This is a genomic window from Streptomyces abikoensis (assembly GCF_014648775.1).
Classification (GTDB): domain Bacteria; phylum Actinomycetota; class Actinomycetes; order Streptomycetales; family Streptomycetaceae; genus Streptomyces; species Streptomyces abikoensis.
On record NZ_BMRT01000007.1, the window covers coordinates 264,939 to 279,756 of the forward strand.

The following is a 14,818-nucleotide window of genomic DNA, read 5'->3' on the forward strand; positions in this document are numbered from 1 at the left end:
TGACGCTTCGTCAGATTAGCGATAGCCTTCCGCGCTGTCAGCATCGACAGCACGGAGGCGGCGATGACGGCAACGCTCAAGGACACCACCGCGATCGTCGGCATCGGCCAGACCCCCTTCGCCCGACAACTCCCCGAATCCGAGAAAACCTTGGCGTGCCGCGCCGTCCTCGCCGCGCTGGACGACGCCGGCCTCTCCCCCTCCCAGGTCGACGCCTTCGCCTCGTACACCATGGAGACCACCGACGAGGTCGAGGTCGCCAAGGCCATCGGCGCCGGGGACGTCACCTTCTTCTCCCGCGTCGGCTACGGCGGGGGCGGCTCCTGCGCGACCGTCGCCCACCTCGCCGCCGCGATCGCCACGGGACAGGCGACCGTCGGCGTCGCCTGGCGCTCCCGCAAGCGCGGCTCCGGCCCGCGCCCCTGGCGGGACACCCGGACGCAGCTCCCCACCCCGGCGCAGTGGACCCGCCCGTACGGCCTACTCCGCCCCGTGGACGAGATCGCGATGCTCGCCCGCCGCTATATGCACGAGTACGGCGCCACCCGCGACCATTTCTTCAACGTCGCCCTGGCCTGCCGCAACCGCGCCAACCAGAACCCCGCCGCCGTGATGTACGAACGGCCGCTGACACGCGAGATGTATATGACCTCCCGCTGGGTCAGCGATCCCCTCTGTCTCTTCGACAACTGCCTGGAGACGGACGGTGCGTTGGCCTGCGTCGTCGTGGCCGCGGAACGCGCCCGCGACTGCCGCGCCACCCCGGTCTATGTGCACTCCGCCGCCCAGGGGCTGCCCGCCCAGCACCACGGCATGGTCAACTACTGGACGGACGACCCCCTGTCCGGCCCGTCCTGGACCGCCGCCCGGCAGCTGTGGAAGACGGCGGACTTCGGCCCCCAGGACATCCATGTCGCCCAGATCTACGACGCGTTCACCCCGCTGATCCCCCTGTCCCTGGAGGGCTATGGCTTCTGCGGACGCGGAGAGGGCGCGGCCTTCTCGGAGGGCGGCGCGCTCGAACTCGGTGGCCGGCTCCCCCTCAACACCGGCGGCGGCGGTCTCAGCGAGGCCTACGTCCATGGCTTCAACCTCATCAACGAAGGGGTCAGACAGCTCCGCGGCACCTCCACGGCACAGGTGCCGGGCGCGGCGACCTGCCTGGTCACGGCAGGCGAGGGCGTCCCCACTTCGGCACTTCTGCTGAGGAGTTGAGTGCTCATGTCCTCCATCATGCAGGGCACCACTGACAACGGCCTCCTGCTGCCCGTCCAGGACGAGGACGGGCGCCCGTTCTGGGAGTTCGCCGCCCGTGGCGAGCTGCGCGTCCAGGCCTGCGCGGACTGCCACCGGCTCCGCTTCCCGCCCCGGCCCTGCTGCCCGCGCTGCCAGTCCTTCGTCGGCGAATGGCACCGCGTCTCCGGGCGCGGCCGGATCTGGTCGTACGTCCTGCCCCACCCGCCGCTGCTGCCCGCCTACGCCGATCAGGCCCCGTACAACGTCGTCGTCGTGGAGCTCGCCGACGCCCCCGGCATCCGTCTCGTCGGCAACCTCGTCGCCGCGCCGGACGCCGCGCTCGACTCCGTCGACCCGTCCCGGCTGCGCGTCGGGGCGCCGGTCAGGGTGGCCTTCGCCGAACTCGCGCCCGGGGTCACCGTGCCGCGCTGGCTGCTGGAGCGCCCATGACCGTCCGCACCGAACGCCGCCCGAACGGCGTAGCGCTCGTCACCCTCGACCGGCCCGAGCGGCACAACGCCATCGACCTCGCCACAGCCACGCGCCTCAAGGGCCTCTGGGCGGAGTTCCGCCGCGACGACGACGTCCGCGCCATCGTGCTGACCGGCGCCGGTGACCGGGCCTTCTGCACGGGCATCGACCGCTCCGCCGACGTCCCCCAGCCGGGCTCCCCGTACTCCCTGGACGACCCGCTGCGCGCCGTCGGCCCCAAGGCCGCCGACCTGTGGAAGCCCGTCATCGCGGCGGTGGGCGGCATGGCGTGCGGGGGCGCCTTCTACCTGCTGGGGGAGGCGGAGTTCATCATCGCCGCCGAGAACGCGACATTCTTCGACCCGCACACGTCGTACGGGATGGTCAGCGCCTACGAGGCCGCGTACATGGCGCAGCTCATGCCTTTCGGCGAGGCCGCGCGGACGGCGCTGATGGGCACGGCCGAACGCCTCTCGGCACGCCGCGCCCATGAGATCGGCCTGGTCTCGGAGCTGACCCCGCCAGGAGAGGCCACGGCGGCGGCCCTGCGCGCGGCGGCTGTCATCGCTTCCTACCCACCCGACCCGGTCCAGGGCACGGTCCGCGCCTTGTGGTCGACGAGGGAGCCGACGAGATCCCATACGGAGTCGCTGGCCCAGCACCTGATAGCACTGGGGAACCTCGCCCCCGCAGAACAGGCCGAGCACTTCACCAGCCGCACCCGGAACCATCGGGTGCGGTAGGTTGCGGGCAATCGTCCCGTAGGGCGGGACGGGTGGGCGCAACCGGACCACCGGACCCGCACCCGAACAGGGTGCCTAGGGGGCACAACGGCGCGTCAGCGCCGAACGTGCCCCGTACCCTTCCCCGCGTCCAACGCGTAAACGCACCGGTCCTTGCTGCACGCGTAGACGACCCCGCCCGCCGCCACCGGCGACCCCGTGATCTCCCCGCCCGTGGCGAGCTTCCAGCGCAGCTGGCCGCCCGCCGCGTCCACCGTGTACAGACAGTGGTCGGCGGAGCCGAAGTGCACCCGCCCGTCGGCGACGACGGGCGTGCCGATGATGTCGCCGCCCGCCGCGAAGCGCCACTTCGGCGTGCCCGTGACCGCGTCCAGCGTGTAGAGCGCGCCACCGCTGCCCAGGTGGACCGACCCCGCGGAGACCAGCACCGGCTCCGTGGTCTGCCGGGCCTCCGTGGCGATGCGCCAGCGGTCGCGGCCGGTGGCCGCGTCCAGGGCGTAGACGGTGCCCAGGTAGTCGGCGATGTAGACGCCACCACCGGTCACGGCGGGGCCGGGGGCGAAGGCGGGCGGGCTCAGGAAGACCGCGGGCGCCTCGAAGCGCCAGCGCACGTCCCCCCGCGCCACGTCGATGGCGAGCACGCGCGTGCCGGCCGCGACATAGACGACGCCGTCCGGCGCGGGCAGCAGCCGTACGGGCACACCGCCGCACGAGGCCGCGTCGCCCACCGGGTACGACCAGCGCTCCGCGCCCGTACGGGCCTCGAGCGCGCGCAGCCGCGCGTCGGACCAGACGTACACCGTGCCGTCGTGGACGAAGGGCCCGCAGTCGGGGGTCTCGAAGTCGGCCTGGGCGCCGTTCATCTCCCACAGGAGCTCGCCGTTGGCGGCCTCCCACGCCTGGACTCCCCCGCCGCGCGTACCGGTGACGACGGTGCCCCGGTCGGCCTTGAGGGAGTAGACCCAGCCGTCCGTGGACAGCCGCCACCGCTCGGTGCCGTCGGAGGCGTCGAGCGCGTACAGCGTGGGACCGTCGGAGGCGTGTATGCGGCCATCGGCGACGGCCATCGCCCAGGCCACGTCCCGGGTCTTGAACTGCCGTCGTCCGCTGGCCACATCGAGGGCGTGTACCTCGAACGACGTGACGTACAGCAGGTCGCCGGAGACGACGGGGGTGCCCCAGACGTCGTTGGACATCCGGAACCGCCACGGCCGCCAGCGGCCCTGATCCGCCTGCACGGTGGCCCCGCCGTCGGGGGCGGGGGCGGCCACCGGAGGCTGGCTGGGGACGGCCGCGGCCGACGCGCCGGCCGGGGGGCGGACCCACCCCGTGGTGGCGCCCGCGCCGGTGCCCGCGTGCGGGTCCCGGGCGTCGGCGACCCTCGGGCCCGGGCCGATCGGCACCTGCGACCCGGCCAGCCGGATGGCCCCTTCGGAAGCGGACGGCGCGCCGGCGTGGCGCCCGTGCGCGACGGCTCCGGCACCGGCCACCGCCCTGACGCTGTGCGGTCCGCTCAGCCCGCCGCGCGGGTCGGGCGTGCCGGTACCCGCGCGCCCGTCGCTCCAGCCGGGGCCGCTGTGACCGCCGGGACCGCTGTGGCCGCCGTGCGGCTCGTAGGCGGCCACGGGCTCCGGCGCCGGAGGCTCGGCGGGCCGGGGCGGGACGGCCTGACGGGCGCGGCCGGCCGCGCCGGTGCCCTTCGCGGTGGGGCGGTGCCCCGCGCGGCGCTGCTCGATCAGGGTGACGGCGTTGTCGGGCAGCCAGGCCGACGCCGTGCCGCTGTCGTCGCCCCCGCCGGAGGCGAACAGATGGGGGGCGAGCTGCGACTGGAGGTCGGCGGGGCTCGGCCGGTTCTCGGCGGCCATCTGCATGCAGGAGTCGATCAGGGGCCGGAGCTCGTCCGGCAGCCCGCTCAGGTCGGGCCCCTCCCTGAGCAGCATGAACACGGTCTCGACCGGGTTGACGCCGTGGAAGGGGGCGTGCCCGGTCGCCGCGAAGACCAGGGTGGAGCCGAGGGAGAAGATGTCGCTGGCCCCGGTGACGCTCCGGGAGTCGCGCGCCTGCTCGGGCGACATATAGGCGGGCGTGCCGACGGCGACGTTGGTCATGGTCAGCCGGGTGTTGGAGACGCCCGAGGCGATGCCGAAGTCGATGACCCTCGGCCCGTCCTCCACCACGAGCACGTTCGACGGCTTGAGGTCCCGGTGGACGAGCCCGGCGCCGTGGATGGACTGGAGCGCCTCCGCGACGCCCGCGGCCAGCCAGCGCACCGCCTGGGCCGGCAGCGGCCCGCACTCGGTGATGATCTCCTCGAGCGAGGGGGCGGGCACATAGGCGGTGGCCAGCCAGGGCACGGCCGCCCTGGGGTCGGCGTCGACGACGGCGGCGGTGTAGAAGCCGCTGACCGCACGGGCCGCTTCCACCTCACGGGTGAAGCGGACGCGGAAGAGCTGGTCCTCCGCGAGCTCCGTGCGCACCGTCTTGATCGCCACCCGTCGGCCGGACGCCGAGCGGGCGAGATAGACCAGCCCCATGCCGCCGGCACCGAGTCGGCCGAGCACCTCGAACGGGCCGATCCGTCTCGGGTCGTGCTGCGTAAGCTGCTCCACCACTGACCTGCCACCTCCCCGTGGGGGCTTGAAGGGTTCCAGCCCCGTGCAGCGTCTCTCCGCGAAATTATCCCGGGGTACGCACCCCAGATTCTTCCTGGCGAAGCCCTCGGTTGCGAACCCGGGGCGCGCTTCGCCGTGTCTCCGCCATATGGGGCCATATCCCCCGCCATGCGGAACGACCCCTCTCACCTGCTGCTCCGCAGCGCTCCCGGGCCCGTCGGCTATCCCGGCGCCGGGTGCGCGACGTCGATCACGGCGAAGTCGGCACCCTGGTCGTCGGCGAGAACGGCGAACCGTCCGTACGGCGTGTCCTGCGGCTCCCTGCGCACCCGCCCGTGCAGCCGGAGCGCCTCGCGCACCACCGCGTCGCAGTCCTCGACGACGAAGTAGGCGAGGAAGTGCGCGGGCATCTCCCGGGGGAACCGCTCGTCCATGACGGCTCTGCCCGCGACCGCGTTCTCCGGGGTGCCCGGGGTTCCGGCGGGCGTCCAGACGGCGAATTCGATGCCCGCCTCCTCGCTCACGTCGTGCGTGGTGAAACCGAAGACCGCCTCGTAGAAGGGATCGACCGCCGGGGCGTCCCACGTGTACACCTCGGCCCAGCCGTACGAGCCCGGCTCACCGCGCTTCTCGAAGCCCCGGTGGCTGCCGGCCTCCCAGACGCCGAAGGCGGCCCCGCCGGGGTCGGCGGCCATCAGCATCGTGCCGAACGGACCGATAGGCATCGGGCCCATGAAGATCTGCCCGCCGGCCGCCCTGATCCGGTCCGCGGTGGCCACCGCGTCATGGGAGGCGAAATAGATCGACCAGGCCGTCGGGAACCGGCCGTCCGGCTTGGGTGCCAGCGCGGCGACGTTCTTCCCGTCGTGGAATGCGTGGGTGTAGTGCCCGTACTCGCCCCCGCTGTCCTCGAATGTCCAGCCGAGAAGTCCGCCGTAGAAGCGCTTGCCGGCTTCCACATCTGCGAGCATGACGTCCGCCCAGCACGGCGCGCCTTCGCGGAATGCTTCCGTGGCTGCGCTCATGGTGCGGCTCCTTCCGCGCGGTCGGGTTCCGCGCGTGCGGGCGGGACGTCTGCTACGCGGAGTGTTCTGGCAGCCACGGTAGAGGCAGATCGCCGATCTCGCTCGGCCTGTGGATAACCGGAAATCGGAGCCGTCGGCTTCTCCGTCCACAGCTTGTTGATAGGACAATTCACCGGTACGGGCCAATCCGGTCCGGCTCTCCCGTCCCCCCTTCCAACACCGTCTGACCTGCGATGACATACCTTCGCGCACCCCTGCCCCCATTTGCATGCGGCCGAATCGCGCTCCGATCACCCCTCGGTAAGCTGACGGCATGACAGGACAAGTACGCACCGTCGACGGCCGCGTGGCCGGTCGGCGCGGTCAGGCGACGCGGCAGAAGCTGCTCGACTGCCTCAGCGAAATGCTCAGCTCCTCGCCCTACCGCGATGTCAAGGTCATCGATGTCGCCCGCCGGGCCGGCACTTCTCCGGCGACCTTCTACCAGTACTTCCCCGACGTCGAGGGCGCCGTCCTCGAAATCGCCGAGGAAATGGCGAAGGAAGGCGCGACGCTCACCGATCTCGTCGCGGGCCGTTCCTGGGTCGGCAAGTCCGGCTGGCAGGCGGCCGAAGAACTGGTCGACGGCTTCCTCGGCTTCTGGCGCAAACACGACGCGATCCTTCGTGTCGTGGACCTGGGCGCGGCCGAGGGCGACAAGCGGTTCTACAAGATCCGCATGAAGATCCTCAACGCCGTCACCAACTCCCTTACGGACTCCGTCAAGGAGCTCCAGTCCAAGGGGAAGGTGGACAAGGACCTCAACCCGGCGGCCGTCGCGGGCTCGCTCGTCGCCATGCTCGCCGCGGTGGCCTCCCACCAGAAGGGCTTCCAGAGCTGGGGAGTCAAGCAGGCCGAGCTCAAGCCGAACCTCGCCCTCATCGTCCACCTGGGCATCACCGGCAAGAAGCCGACCAAGTAGCGACCGCGCGCCCGCCGCGGCCACCCGGCCCGTCCGCGTGCCGCGCTCCTCGCCGCGTTCCCGCAGCGTGCGGGCACTTCGAACGTGCCGGCACGTCAAGGTCGCCCGCCCTTCGCATGTCCTGTCATCGTGGCGGCTGGGGCCGCCCGGGCCATCGAGCCCGGGCGGCCCCAGCCGTGCCGCATTCCCGCGAAGGGTCCCGGCGTCGTCGCCGCCGCTACCGCCGTTCCAGCCGGAAGAGCCGGATCTCCCGCTCCACGCGCGCCTGGTAGCGGGCGTACGGCGGCCAGAACCTCACCACCGCCGACCACATGGCCCCCCGTTCCGCGCCCTTCAGCAGCCGCGCGCGCACCGGGATCTCCTGACCCTTCCAGCTGATCACGACGTCCGGGTGCTTCAGCAGGTTGGCCGACCAGGCGGGATGCCCGGGGCGGCCGAAATTGCTGCCGACGAGGATCCAGGCACCGACCGTTCCGTCCTCGTCCTTCAGGGGCATGCACGCGAGCGGCGTCCTGCGGGAGAGGCCGCTCTTCGCGCCTGTGGAGGTCAGCAGACAGCTCGGCAGCAGGCGGGTGCTCAGCAGCACCTTGCCGCCCGTCAGCCGGTGCACCGCGCGGTCGAGCGACGGAACGACATGCGGAGCGAATCGCGCGAACGACCGGGTCGAGGAGATTCTCTGTACGAGGCGTTCGACCGTCGCCATCACAACACCACCGCTTCCCTCTCTCCCGGAACGCCAAACGGCCCTGTCGTGTCGAACAGCCCGGCCGTCTCGGCCGCCCGGGCCCGCAGCCGGTCCACCGGGCCGAACAGAAGCTCGTCCGAAGCCGCTCGTTTGAAGTACAGCTGTGCCTCGTGCTCCCAGGTCACCCCGATGCCGCCGTGCAGCTGCACGGCCTCACCGGAGACCCTCCTGGCGGTCTCCAGCGCCTGCGTGAGCGCGAGACCCGCCACGGCGGGCCGCCCGGACCACGCCGCGTAGTAGGCCGCGGAACGGGCGGCCTCCACGGCGACGTACAGGTCCGCCAGCCGGTGCTTGACCGCCTGGAAAGAGCCGATCGGCCTGCCGAACTGTTCACGCACGCGCGCGTACCCGACCGTTCGCTCCAGCGCCCGGTCCGCCGCCCCCACCGCCTCGGCCGCGAGGACGGCCGCCACCCCGGCGCCCACCTCGGCCGGCGCCCCCCGCATACGGGAACCGGGCGGCCCGAGCGGCTCCGCCTCGGTGTCCCGGAGCTCGACACGGGCCTGGGGACGTGTCTCGTCCAGCGAGGTCAGCCTGGTCCGCGTCACCCCGGAGGCCGTCGCGGGCCGTACGACGAAGAGCAGGGTGCGGGCGTCGGCGTAGCCTCCGGTGCGCGCGGCGACCAGCAGCAGACCCGCGCTGTGCCCGTCGAGCACCTGGGGGGCCTCCCCGTAGAGCCGCCAGCCGTCACCGGAACGCCGGGCCTGCACCCCGCCCGCCCGACCACCGCCCGCCCAGTCGCCGTCCCAAGGCCCGTCGTCGATACGCGACCGACCGCCCTCCCGCGAACGGTCTACGGGGCCCGGCCCGGTCAGCCCGAGCGCGGCCGACAGCGTGCCGCGGGGGACGACGAGCGTCCCGGTCAGCTCGCCGGAGGCCAAGCGCGGCAGCAGATCGTCCCGCTGCTCTCGCGTGCCCAGGGCGGCGATCAGGGGGACGGTCATGGCGGACGTGGCCAGCAGGGGCGAAGGCATGAGCACCCGTCCGGCCTCCTCGCAGGCCAGGGCCAGCTCCAGCAGGCCGCAACCGGCCCCTCCGTACCGCCGCTCGACGGCCAGGCCGGGCAGCCCCGGCCGCTCGGCGAGCCGCCGCCACAGGTCCGTGTCATGACCGGCCGGGGTCAGCACCGCCGCCCTGACCTCGGCCATGCCCGCGTGCTTGGCCAGCACCTCGCGCAACGTGCGGCGGATCTCTTCCTGTTCGTCACTGAACGCGGCGTCCATCGACAGAGCCACCTCCTGACTGACGAGGCGTCATATTAAAGAGGGCCGCCACGCTTTCCCAGACCGCGCGGACCCTTATCTGATGTACCGTCAGGTTTATGACCCCAGGCACGCGCAAGGCCGCTGTCGTCGGCGTCGCCCTCTCGGACTGCGGTCGTCTCGACGCGGTCACGCCCTACGCACTGCACGCCCAGGCCGCCCGCCGCGCCCTCGCCGACTCCGGACTCGACAGATCGCTGATCGACGGCTTCGCCTCCGCCGGACTCGGCACGCTCGCGCCCGTGGAGGTCGCGGAATACCTGGGGCTGCGGCCCTCCTGGGTGGACTCGACCTCGGTCGGCGGGGCGACCTGGGAGGTCATGGCCGCACACGCCGCCGACGCCATCGCCCAGGGGCACGCCGAGGTCGTGCTCCTCGTCTACGGCTCCACCGCCCGCGCCGACATCAAGGCCGGCCGGCGCACCGCCGCCCTGTCCTTCGGCACGCGCGGCCCCGCCCAGTTCGAGGCACCGTACGGGCACACCCTCATCGCCAAGTACGCGATGGCCGCACGCCGCCATATGTACGAGTACGGCACCACGCTGGAACAGTTGGCGGACATCGCCGTTCAAACCCGCGCCAACGCCTTTCACAACCCGTACGCCCTGTACCGCTCCCCCCTCACGGTCGACGACGTCCTCGGCGGACCGATGGTCGCCGATCCCTTCACCACGCTGCACTGCTGCGTACGCTCCGACGGAGGGTGCGCCGTCCTGCTGGCCGCGGAGGAGTACGTGCCGGACACGGCGAAGCCTCCCGTGTGGGTACTGGGCGCCGGAACCGCCGTCTCGCACGCGACGATGTCCGCCTGGGAGGACTTCACCGTCACCCCGGCCGCGCTCTCCGGCCGGAAGGCCTTCGCGCGCGCGGGCGTGACACCCCAGGAGATCGAGGTGGCGGAGCTCTACGACGCCTTCACCTATATGACCCTCGTGACGCTGGAGGACCTGGGCTTCTGCGCCAAGGGCGAGGGCGGCGCGTTCGCGGCGAAGGGCAGGCTGACCATCGGCGGCGAGCTGCCCGTCAACACGGACGGCGGTGGCCTCTCCGCCTGCCACCCGGGCATGCGCGGCCTGTTCCTCCTGGTCGAGGCCGTACGGCAGTTGCGCGGCGAGGCGGAGGAGGCCCGCCAGGTGCGCAGGGCCCACGGCCGCCCTCCCCGGCTCGCCGTCGCCTCGGGGACGGGAGGCTGGTTCTGCTCATCGGGGACGGTCGTCCTCGCCCGCGAATAACCTGCCAGACCGACGGACTACCCGCCCACCCCCTCCGGCCCAGCCGTCCTATCCGGCCCAGCCACCCCCTCCGGGCGGAAGACCGGCACCACCACCCCGGCGTCGGGCAGCCGCCGGTAGGCCACCCGCAGCCGCATGCCGATCCTCAGCTCCCCCTCGGGGCAGTCGACCACCTCGGTCGTCATGCGCGGCCCCTCGTCCAGGTCGACCACGGCGGCCGCGTACGGCAGGCGCGAGCCGAAGGGCGGCAGGTCGTTCCGGTGGACGACGGACCAGGTGTAGAGCGTCGCGCCCCCGCCCGCCTCCTCCCAGCCCGCGTCCGCGCTCCAGCAGTGCGGACAGAACTCCCGTGGGTAGTGGTGCGCCCGCCCGCACCCGGCCGCGCGGCAGCGGCGTATCAACAGCCGTCCCTCTGCCGCGGCGTCCCAGTAGGGGCGCGTGAAGTCGTCGATCTCCGGCACATCCGCTCTCGCCGGTCGCGTCAAGGGGTACTCCTTCCCTCCACGTTCCGATCGTTCCGGTGCACACCCTGTTCCTGATGGACCATCAGCTCAGTAATCTGACTTACCGTCAGCTTATCGGCCATTGAGCAGGAGTGGGCGAGAACGATGCTCGGATCTACTCACGGCACACTCACCACCACCTCCCGTCCCGCCCGGGTGACGGCCTGCGGCCGCCACCCCGGCCCTGCTGTCCATGGCACGACCACCACCGGCGAGGACACCGACGTCAGCGGGCGCCCCCTCTCCTCGGACGTCCCCGACCTCGACCGGCTCTTCCGCCCCCGGACCATGGCCGTCATCGGCGCCTCCGAGACCGAGGGCAGGCCCAACACCGCCATCACCCGCCAACTCATCGACTGGGCCGGGCGTGTCGGCGCCCGCGTCCACCCCGTGCACCCCACCCGCACGACCGTGTTCGGCCTCCCCTGCCACGCCTCCGTCCGCGATCTCCCCGAGCGGATCGACCTCGCCGTCCTGCTCGTCGGCGACCCGGCCCCCGTGCTCGAGGAACTCAAGGAGACCCGGCCCCGGTTCGCCGTCGTCTTCGCCTCCGGCTTCGCCGAGACGGGCACCGAGGGCGCCACCGCCCAGGCCCGGCTCACCGCCGCGCTCCAGGGCTCCGGCACCCGGCTGCTCGGCCCGAACACCAACCTGAACGCCTTCGAGCGCTTCCGCGACGACCTCGACGGCCCCGCCATCGCCCTGATCACCCAGTCAGGCCACCAGGGCCGGCCCGTCTTCGCCCTCCAGGAGCTGGGCATCCGGCTCTCCCACTGGGCGCCGACCGGCAACGAGGCGGACCTGGAGTGCGCCGACTTCCTCTCCTACTTCGCCACCCGGCCCGAGGTCGGCGCCATCGCCGCCTATGTGGAAGGGCTCAAGGACGGCCGCGCGTTCCTGCTCGCCGCCGACCGGGCCGCCCGCCACAAGGTGCCCGTGGTCATGGTCAAGGTCGGCCGGACCGAGACGGGCGCCCGCACCGCCGCCACCCACACCGGCAAGCTCACCGGCGCGGACGACGTGGTGGACGCGGCCATGCGGCAGTACGGCGTGATCCGCGTGAACGGCCTGGACGAGCTCCAGGACACCGCGGCCCTCCTCGCCCGCGCCCGCCCGCCGCGCGCCCAGGGCGTCGCCGTGTATTCGATCTCCGGTGGCACGGGAGCCCACTTCGCCGACCTCGCCTCCGCGGCCGGCCTCGACCTGCCCCTCCTCTCCACCGCGAAGCAGAACGAACTCCACCAGTGGATCCCCGGCTATCTGAGCGTGGCCAACCCCGTCGACAACGGCGGCCATCCCGTCGGTGACTGGCGCGGCCCGAAGATCATCGACGCGATCCTCGCCGACCCGTCCGTCGGCGTCCTCGTCTGCCCGATCACCGGCCCCTTCCCGCCCCTGAGCGACCGGCTCGCACGGGACCTCGTGGACGCGGCGGAGAAGACCGACAAACTCGTGTGCGTGGTGTGGGGCTCGCCCGTCGGCACCGAGGACGCCTATCGCACCACCCTCCTCGGCTCCTCGCGCGTGGCCACCTTCCGCACGTTCGCCAACTGCGTCACCGCCGTCCGCGCCTACCTCGACCACCACCGCTTCACCGACGGCTACCGCTCCCCCTTCGACGACGCCCCGCGCACCCTGTCCCCGTCCGCCCGCAAGGCGCGGGCGCTGCTGCGCCCGGGCGAGCAACTGAGCGAGCACGCGGCGAAACAGCTCCTGCGCGCGTACGGCATACGCGTACCCCGGGAACAGCTGGTGACCAGCGCCGCCGCGGCCGTCCGGGCGGCCGGCCAGATCGGCTATCCCGTGGTCATGAAGGCCTCGGGGCCGCGACTCGGCCACAAGTCGGAGCTCGGCCTGGTGCGGATCAGGCTGACCTCGGCCAGCCAGGTCCGCGACACCTACCGGGAGCTGACCGAGATCGCCCGCTACGAGGGACTGCCACTGGACGGAGTGCTCGTCTGCCAGCTCGTCGACCAGGGCGTCGAGATGACCGTCGGCATCACCCGCGACCCCCTCTTCGGCCCCACCGTGACGGTGGGCCTGGGCGGCGTCCTGGTGGAGGTCCTGGACGACACCGCCGTACGCGTGCCACCGTTCGGCGAGGACCACGCGCGGGCCATGCTCGGCGAACTGCGCGGGCGGGCCCTGCTGGACGGCGTCCGGGGGGCTCCCCCGGCCGATGTGGACGCCCTCGTCGAGACCGTCCTGCGCGTCCAGCGCATGGCCCTGGAGCTGGGCGACGGCCTCGCCGGGCTGGACGTCAACCCGCTCGTGGTGCTGGAGCGCGGACAGGGCGCCGTGGCCCTCGACGCGCTGGCCGTCTGCCGTTGAGGCATCGGGCATCACCGCCGCACCCCGCGCGGCCGGGCCGCGCCCGGCCGCCCGTAGGACAAGGAGCTCCCCCATGACGCTCTCCCCCCGTGAGACATCCCCCGGGCCCGGTGGACGCGGCGAACCGGACGGGTCCGCCGCGTCCACCGGATCCGCTGAGTCATTGGTACTGCACACCACTGACAACGGGGTGGCGTGGCTGACCCTCAACCGGCCCCAGGCACTCAACGCCATCACCCCTGACCAGCGCGAACACTTGATTTCCCACTTCGCGCGGGCCTCGGCCGACCCGGCCGTCCGGGCCGTGGTCCTCACCGGCACCGGCCCGGGTTTCTGCGCGGGCGCCGACCTGCGGACGGTGCCGGGAACGGCCCTCACCGACCGCGCCCCCGGCGATGTGGCCCGGACGATCCGGGACGGCGCACAGCGGCTCATCGGCGCGGTGCTGGACTGCGAGAAGCCCGTGATCGCGGCCGTGAACGGCACGGCCGCCGGGCTCGGCGCGCATCTCGCGTTCGCCTGCGACCTGGTCCTGGCGGCGGAATCGGCCCGTTTCCTCGAGGTGTTCGTCCGCCGGGGTCTGGTCCCCGACGGCGGCGGCGCGTACCTGCTGGCCCGCCTCGTGGGTCCGCGCCGGGCGAAGGAGCTGATGTTCTTCGGCGACGCGCTCTCCGCCACCGAGGCGGAACGTTTCGGCCTGGTCAACCGCGTCGTCGCGGACAAGGAACTGGACGAGATGGCACGGGCGTGGGCCCGGCGGCTCGCCGACGGCCCGACCCGTGCCCTCGCCCTGACGAAACAGCTCGTCAACGCCTCGCTCGACGCCGATCGCGGCACGGCGTTCGCCGCCGAGGCGGCCGCGCAGGAGATCAACGCCACGACGGCGGACGCGGCCGAGGGCCTCGTCGCCTTCCTCGAACGCCGGAGCCCCGCGTTCCGCGGGCGGTGACCGCCATGGCCACCGGCTCCCGCGCACGGGGTACCGATCTCACACACCATCAGTTTCAATGGGGGCCATGATGGGACACGCCGGTATGGCGGACGTCGCCCTGCGCTATCTGCGATCGGCCGGCTCACCCGCCCCGGCCGCCCCGCGCCTTCAGCCGCTCCCCCGCCCGGCCTTGCGGGCCGTACGAGCGGACGAACCTCCTCCGCCGCACACGGAGGACTTCCGGACGGTGCTGGGGCATTTCGCCAGCGGAGTCACCGTGATCACGGCGCCCGGAGCGGACGGCGAGCCTCCGGCGGGCTTCGCCTGTCAGTCGTTCGCCTCGCTGTCCCTCGACCCGCCCCTGGTCGTCTTCATGGTGGGCCGTACGTCCACGACCTGGCCCCGCGTGGCCCGCGCGGGGGTCTTCTGCGTCAACATCCTGGGCTCCGGGCAAGGAACCCTCTGCCGAGGTTTCGCGGTGAGCGGCGCGCAAACGGCCGACAAGTTCGCCGGAGTTCCCCACACGCCCGCCCCGGCGACCGGTTCGCCCAGGATCGAGGGCGTGCCCGCCTGGGTCGACTGTGTGATCCACGCGGTGCACACGGCCGGGGACCACCTCATCGTCGTGGGGCGTGTGGCGGCCCTGGGGGAGGACGAGAACGCGGCGAGCGCGGGTCCCCTGCTGTTCCACCGGAGCGGCTTCGGCACCTTCGACGCGTTCGGGACGTACGACGAGCGGGCGTCCCGCCCCTGACGGGCGCGTCCG

Annotated in this window: 13 protein-coding genes; 8 read left to right on the forward strand and 5 right to left on the reverse strand. The window is 72.8% G+C overall.

The features are described from left to right. Positions 1 to 63: 63 nt before the first annotated feature. Genes IE096_RS22815 through IE096_RS22825 form a run of 3 tightly spaced genes read left to right on the forward strand, consistent with a single transcriptional unit; the run spans position 64 to position 2,450 of the window. Positions 64 to 1,215 carry a lipid-transfer protein gene (locus tag IE096_RS22815; protein WP_189454647.1) on the forward strand — a complete coding sequence of 384 codons (1,152 nt, stop codon included), beginning with the start codon at positions 64 to 66 and terminating at the stop codon, positions 1,213 to 1,215. Between the two features lie 6 nt (positions 1,216 to 1,221). Beyond that, complete coding sequence (locus IE096_RS22820; RefSeq protein WP_189454649.1) at positions 1,222 to 1,686, forward strand: Zn-ribbon domain-containing OB-fold protein; 465 nt, start codon at positions 1,222 to 1,224, stop codon at positions 1,684 to 1,686. After that, complete coding sequence (locus IE096_RS22825; protein WP_189454651.1) at positions 1,683 to 2,450, forward strand: enoyl-CoA hydratase/isomerase family protein; 768 nt, start codon at positions 1,683 to 1,685, stop codon at positions 2,448 to 2,450. Before IE096_RS22820 ends, IE096_RS22825 begins: the two co-directional genes overlap by 4 nt. Before the next feature lie 95 nt (positions 2,451 to 2,545). Here IE096_RS22825 and afsK read toward each other — a convergent pair whose 3' ends face one another. Both afsK and IE096_RS22835 read right to left on the reverse strand, forming a co-directional pair. Next, the gene (gene afsK / locus IE096_RS22830; protein ID WP_189454654.1) at positions 2,546 to 5,062 is read right to left on the reverse strand and encodes a protein serine/threonine kinase AfsK; all 2,517 of its coding nucleotides are present in this window, start codon (positions 5,060 to 5,062) and stop codon (positions 2,546 to 2,548) included. A 221-nt stretch (positions 5,063 to 5,283) separates the two neighbouring features. Further along, entirely contained in the window at positions 5,284 to 6,087 is an 804-nt protein-coding gene (locus tag IE096_RS22835) for a VOC family protein (RefSeq protein WP_189454656.1), read from the reverse strand. Positions 6,088 to 6,400: 313 nt separating this feature from the next. On the opposite strand from IE096_RS22835, the gene IE096_RS22840 reads away from it, so the two are divergent. After that, on the forward strand, positions 6,401 to 7,048 hold the full coding sequence (locus tag IE096_RS22840; protein WP_126914621.1) for a TetR/AcrR family transcriptional regulator: 648 nt from the start codon (positions 6,401 to 6,403) through the stop codon (positions 7,046 to 7,048). 217 nt (positions 7,049 to 7,265) lie between these two features. Here IE096_RS22840 and IE096_RS22845 read toward each other — a convergent pair whose 3' ends face one another. After that, entirely contained in the window at positions 7,266 to 7,751 is a 486-nt protein-coding gene (locus tag IE096_RS22845) for a nitroreductase family deazaflavin-dependent oxidoreductase (RefSeq protein ID WP_189454658.1), read from the reverse strand. After that, positions 7,751 to 9,016, reverse strand: a complete 1,266-nt coding sequence (locus IE096_RS22850) for an acyl-CoA dehydrogenase family protein (RefSeq protein ID WP_189454660.1) — start codon at positions 9,014 to 9,016, stop codon at positions 7,751 to 7,753. Before IE096_RS22850 ends, IE096_RS22845 begins: the two co-directional genes overlap by 1 nt. Before the next feature lie 98 nt (positions 9,017 to 9,114). On the opposite strand from IE096_RS22850, the gene IE096_RS22855 reads away from it, so the two are divergent. Then, the gene (locus IE096_RS22855; protein WP_189454662.1) at positions 9,115 to 10,287 is read left to right on the forward strand and encodes a thiolase C-terminal domain-containing protein; all 1,173 of its coding nucleotides are present in this window, start codon (positions 9,115 to 9,117) and stop codon (positions 10,285 to 10,287) included. A gap of 17 nt (positions 10,288 to 10,304) precedes the next feature. Here IE096_RS22855 and IE096_RS22860 read toward each other — a convergent pair whose 3' ends face one another. Continuing rightward, a complete protein-coding gene (locus tag IE096_RS22860; RefSeq protein ID WP_189454664.1) occupies positions 10,305 to 10,772 on the reverse strand; it encodes a Zn-ribbon domain-containing OB-fold protein in 468 nt (155 codons plus the stop codon). A 123-nt stretch (positions 10,773 to 10,895) separates the two neighbouring features. On the opposite strand from IE096_RS22860, the gene IE096_RS22865 reads away from it, so the two are divergent. The 3 genes from IE096_RS22865 to IE096_RS22875 all read left to right on the forward strand — a co-directional run bounded on the left by IE096_RS22865 (position 10,896) and on the right by IE096_RS22875 (position 14,806). Beyond that, on the forward strand, positions 10,896 to 13,121 hold the full coding sequence (locus IE096_RS22865; protein ID WP_189454666.1) for an acetate--CoA ligase family protein: 2,226 nt from the start codon (positions 10,896 to 10,898) through the stop codon (positions 13,119 to 13,121). A 73-nt stretch (positions 13,122 to 13,194) separates the two neighbouring features. Further along, the gene (locus IE096_RS22870; RefSeq protein ID WP_189454668.1) at positions 13,195 to 14,070 is read left to right on the forward strand and encodes an enoyl-CoA hydratase/isomerase family protein; all 876 of its coding nucleotides are present in this window, start codon (positions 13,195 to 13,197) and stop codon (positions 14,068 to 14,070) included. Positions 14,071 to 14,128: 58 nt separating this feature from the next. After that, positions 14,129 to 14,806: a flavin reductase family protein gene (locus IE096_RS22875; RefSeq protein WP_229820528.1), complete on the forward strand. Its 678-nt coding sequence runs from the start codon at positions 14,129 to 14,131 to the stop codon at positions 14,804 to 14,806. Positions 14,807 to 14,818 lie beyond the last annotated feature (12 nt).

Bases quoted from the DNA above. Each gene is read 5' to 3' on its own strand.
- IE096_RS22815 (WP_189454647.1), top strand. From the start codon at position 64: ATGACGGCAACGCTCAAGGACACCACCGCGATCGTCGGCATCGGCCAG.
- IE096_RS22820 (WP_189454649.1), top strand. From the start codon at position 1,222: ATGTCCTCCATCATGCAGGGCACCACTGACAACGGCCTCCTGCTGCCC.
- IE096_RS22825 (WP_189454651.1), top strand. From the start codon at position 1,683: ATGACCGTCCGCACCGAACGCCGCCCGAACGGCGTAGCGCTCGTCACC.
- IE096_RS22835 (WP_189454656.1), bottom strand. From the start codon at position 6,087: ATGAGCGCAGCCACGGAAGCATTCCGCGAAGGCGCGCCGTGCTGGGCG.
- IE096_RS22840 (WP_126914621.1), top strand. From the start codon at position 6,401: ATGACAGGACAAGTACGCACCGTCGACGGCCGCGTGGCCGGTCGGCGC.
- IE096_RS22845 (WP_189454658.1), bottom strand. From the start codon at position 7,751: ATGGCGACGGTCGAACGCCTCGTACAGAGAATCTCCTCGACCCGGTCG.
- IE096_RS22850 (WP_189454660.1), bottom strand. From the start codon at position 9,016: ATGGACGCCGCGTTCAGTGACGAACAGGAAGAGATCCGCCGCACGTTG.
- IE096_RS22855 (WP_189454662.1), top strand. From the start codon at position 9,115: ATGACCCCAGGCACGCGCAAGGCCGCTGTCGTCGGCGTCGCCCTCTCG.
- IE096_RS22865 (WP_189454666.1), top strand. From the start codon at position 10,896: ATGCTCGGATCTACTCACGGCACACTCACCACCACCTCCCGTCCCGCC.
- IE096_RS22870 (WP_189454668.1), top strand. From the start codon at position 13,195: ATGACGCTCTCCCCCCGTGAGACATCCCCCGGGCCCGGTGGACGCGGC.
- IE096_RS22875 (WP_229820528.1), top strand. From the start codon at position 14,129: ATGGGGGCCATGATGGGACACGCCGGTATGGCGGACGTCGCCCTGCGC.